This window comes from Candidatus Phytoplasma sp. AldY-WA1 (genome assembly GCF_020312115.2).
In the GTDB taxonomy this organism is placed as follows: Bacteria; Bacillota_I; Bacilli_A; order Acholeplasmatales; family Acholeplasmataceae; genus Phytoplasma; species Phytoplasma vitis.
This window is the reverse complement of the sequence record NZ_JAHRHX020000054.1, coordinates 1-4097: the sequence shown is the minus strand read 5'-3', so window position 1 is coordinate 4097 and position 4097 is coordinate 1. Positions and strand designations below refer to the sequence as shown.

Annotated in this window: 3 protein-coding genes and 1 pseudogene; all 4 read right to left on the bottom strand. The window is 26.8% G+C overall.

All coding sequences use genetic code 11. The annotated features are described in order from the left end of the window. Positions 1-293 (bottom strand): annotated as a pseudogene (locus tag KTO59_RS03670) (hypothetical protein); the annotation flags it as partial. A gap of 223 nt (positions 294-516) precedes the next feature. After that, a complete protein-coding gene (locus tag KTO59_RS03665) occupies positions 517-678 on the bottom strand; it encodes a hypothetical protein (RefSeq protein WP_284928694.1) in 162 nt (53 codons plus the stop codon). 246 nt (positions 679-924) lie between these two features. Beyond that, the gene (locus tag KTO59_RS03660) at positions 925-1338 is read right to left on the bottom strand and encodes a hypothetical protein (protein WP_284928693.1); all 414 of its coding nucleotides are present in this window, start codon (positions 1336-1338) and stop codon (positions 925-927) included. A 737-nt stretch (positions 1339-2075) separates the two neighbouring features. Next, positions 2076-4097: DUF2963 domain-containing protein (locus tag KTO59_RS03655; protein ID WP_284928691.1), on the bottom strand; the 2022-nt coding region annotated here is incomplete at its 5' end.

Below are 4097 nucleotides of genomic sequence, written 5' to 3'. Positions count from 1 at the left end.
TCAATACCTTTTTTTATATTTAAACTATTTTCCATATTTAAATCAACTCCTTTGTTTTTAATATCAATTAAATTATATAATAATTTTAATTGTTTTTTAAGAGATATAATTTTTTGTTGCATTTGTTTTTTAGTCATGATTAATTTGTTTCTTTTTGGTTTATTGATTAACGGCCTTACCAGTTGTTGTGTGTGTTTGGTTTGGGTAAAATGAAAAAGGTCCGCGAAGAGACCTTTATTGGTTGCTTTATTGTGGGGATTTTTAATATAAAAATAATAATCTCTAAATGGCAAAAATAAAATCGCAAAATTTAGTCGTTATTAAAGCGAATTGAGACAATCAAGTATTATTATACCCAAATTAAATTTGAAGAATGATAAGGTATTTTAGAAAATATAATAAAAAAGTTTAACTTATTCAGTTAAACTTAGTTAATATTTTAAATTAATTGTTGTTGATGGAATAGGGAGCAGTCCATTTCCATTTCATAATAGAAAAAGGAAAAGTAAATTTTTTTTATTCAAATGTAAATAAATAAATATTTTTTGCGCCGTTGGCGTGTTTAATTAAGTCATTAGTTTCAGCATAGTTAGTAAGAACACATATTCCGTCATCGAAATATACAGCTTCAATTTTTTTTGTTGTAATCAAAATTTCCATTTGAATTAAACTTAACATTGATTGCTCCATCAGGGACTGGTGTTGCAACAACCTAATTTGACGTCTCTATCATTAGTTTTAATGGTTTCAGTCAAATATTTTTTAAGCGCTGATTCTTTGTTAGTATTCGAATCATAATTTAAATTAATTGTGTGAATTTTGACATTAGTATCAATTTTGGGTTCTCTAATGTCCCAAAAGAACTAAGCTTTTTCGATGGCGATTTCGTATTTTAATAAATCATTGAGATTGTATTTGTTTTGTTCATATGGATATGTTTATTTTAAAGGGATTAGTTCGAGGTTTAAAATAAACGCCTAATAAACCATCTTGTGGTTTTTTTAAATTCCACATTATATTCTTATTTTGACTGGAATTGTAACTTGGATGATTTGACAAAATTGAAACCTTATTAATGCCTAATAATTCCATGATTTCCGGAATATCATTACATGACTCAACGTTGATATCTTGTATATATAATTTTGATTTTTCGTCGAGCCATTTGTTTATTTTTTGTGTTTTGTCTTTTAGTTCTTGTGTTGAATATAATTTAATGGTATGAGTCTTTTTTTGATAAAAGTAATTTGTTAATTTAGCGTAAATATAACAACAAGTGCAAAATAAAAAAATCATTAATAAATAATAATAAATAAATTTTAAATAACGTTTTGTCATGTAATGACCTCCTTTCTTGGAATTGGGTTTGGTTTTTTAAGGCCTTAACGTTTGTTGATTGTTGTGCGCGGTTTAATGTTTTCCTTTTGGTTTTGACATTTGGCGTTTGTTGTTTGTTTTTTTAATGAAAATTATTTTTTTTATATAATATATTTGAGACACCTTTTATAGGTGTTGTTTTACCACCTTCATAAAAAAGGTGTATTTTATCTCCTTTTTGAAGGTATTAAAAAAACATTCAGAAAGGAGATATAATTAATGAAATCGCAAATCATAAATTTGATAATTAATTTTTTTATAAATTTGATGATTAAACTTTTAAATTGTTTAAATGATTTATTAAAATCTTTAATAAAAAAATAAACATAAAAAAACATTGTTGATTGTGATAATTATCACAAAAAAATAAAGACCTAGATAACCTCTAAGTTTAGGTCTTTTTTTATAATTAACATTCATAAAGATTTATAACTATTCTCGAATCATATTCCATTAATCAACCAATCCCGAACCAATACCCCATTATCATGTGATTAACTAGCTTCAAAAAATAATAACATAAATATAAATTATTCGTTGTTATTTATGTTTAAAATTGGTTTTTTGGTTTAATTTTTTTCGTTTTGATTTTAACATTTGACGTTTGTTATATTTGCTAATACGCAGTGTAGTGTTATAAAAAAACATAAGTGCGGACGTTTATTTTATTTTTTATTTGTTTTTTTGTATTTTTCATATTATTTTTTTTCTGTTCCGTCGTCGTTGTATTCTCTAATTTTTTTAACAGTTTTGCCGTCGTTTTCGTAGAATGTTTTTTTAACTAATTTTTCGTTTTCGTTGTATTCGTTAATAAACTTAATAGTTTTGCCGTTTTCTTGGTATAATTTTGCTGTAATTAATTTTTCGTTTTCGTTGTATTCGTCAATTTGTGTGATAGTTTTGCCGTCGTCTTGGTATAATTTTGCTTTAATTAATTTTTCATTTTCGTTGTATTCGTCAATTTGTGTGATAGTTTTGCCGTCTTCTTGGTAGAATTTTGCTGTAATTAATTTTTCATTTTTGTTGTATTCGTCAATTTGTGTGATAGTTTTGCCGTCGTCTTGGTAGAATTTTGCTGTAATTAATTTTTCGTTTTCGTTGTATTCGTTAATTTGTGTGATAGTTTTGCCGTCGTCTTGGTAGAATTTTGCTGCAATTAATTTTTCGTTTTCGTTGTATTCGTTAATTTGTGTGATAGTTTTGCCGTCGTCTTTGCAGAGTGTTATTTTATATAAATTTTCGTTTTCGTTGTATTCGTTAATTTGTTTGATAGTTTTGCCGTCGTTTTGGTAGAATTTTGCTGTAATTAATTTTTCGTTTTCGTTGTATTCTTCAATAAACTTAATAGTTTTGCCGTCGTTTTTGTATGATTTTGCTGTAATTAATTTTTCGTTTTCGTTATATTCGTGAATTTGTGTGATAGTTTTACCGTCGTTTTGGTAGAATTTTACTTTATTTTTTTGTCCGTTTTCGTTGTATTCTTCAATTGCCTTAATAGTTTTGCCGTCGTCTTGGTAGTTTGTTATTTTAATTAATTTTCTGTTTTCGTTTAATTCGCAAATTTGTGTGATAGTTTTGCCGTCGTCTTGGTAGAATTTTGCTTTAATTAATTTTTCGTTTTCGTTGTATTCGTCAATTTGTGTGATAGTTTTGCCGTCGTCTTGGTAGAATTTTACTGTAATTACTTTTTCGTTTTCGTTGTATTCGTTAATTTGTTTGATAGTTTTGCCGTCGTTTTCGTAGACTGTTTTTTTAACTAATTTTTCGTTTTCGTTGTATTCGTTAATGTAATCGATAGTTTGGCCGTCGTGGTAATAGATTGTTTGTTTAACTAATTTTTCGTTTTCGTTGTGTTCGTTAATGTGATCGATAGTTTGGCCGTCTTTTTGGTAGAATATCCTTTTAACTAATGTTTCATTTTCGTTATATTCTTCAATTGCCCAAATAGTTTTGCCGTCGGGTTGGTAGAATATCCTTTTAACTAATGTTTCATTTTCGTTTAATTCATTAATAAAAATAATAGTTTTACCGTCGTCTTGGTAGAATTTTACTTTAATTTTTTGGTCGTTTTCGTTGTATTCTCTAATAAACATAATAGTTTTGCCGTCGTCTTGGTAGAATGTCCTTTTAACTAATGTTTTATTTTCGTTGTATTCATCAATAATCTGAATAGTTTTGCCGTCGTATTGGTAGATTGTCTTTTTAACTAATATTTCGTTTTCGTTGGATTCTACAATTGCCTTAATAGTTTTACCGTCTTCTTGGTAGTTTGTTATTTTAACTAATGTTTCATTTTCGTTATATTCTTCAATAAAATTAATAGTTTTGCCGTCTTCTTGGTATAATTTTGCTTTAATTAATTTTTCGTTTTCGTTGTATTCGTCAATTTGTGTGATATTTTTGCAGTCGTTTTGGTAGAATTTTACTTTAGTTTTTTGGCCGTTTTCGTTGTATTCTTCAATTGCCTTAATAGTTTTACCGTCTTCTTGGTAGATTGTCCTTTTAACTAATTTTTCGTTTTCGTTGTATTCTTCAATTACCTTAATAGTTTTGCCGTCGTTTTGGTATTCTGTTAATTTAATTATTTGGCCGTTTTCGTTATATTCGCTAATAAAATGAATAGTTTTGCCGTCGGAATAGTAAGATATTTTTGGTTTTTTTTCTTTATTATCAAAAAATTGTTTTAATTTCATTTTTTTATATTTTTCCTTTAATCGAGA

What these genes read in the sequence shown, in the direction of transcription:
- KTO59_RS03665 (WP_284928694.1), bottom strand. Translation starts at nt 678, where the DNA reads ATGTTAAGTTTAATTCAAATGGAAATTTTGATTACAACAAAAAAAATT.
- KTO59_RS03660 (WP_284928693.1), bottom strand. Translation starts at nt 1,338, where the DNA reads ATGACAAAACGTTATTTAAAATTTATTTATTATTATTTATTAATGATT.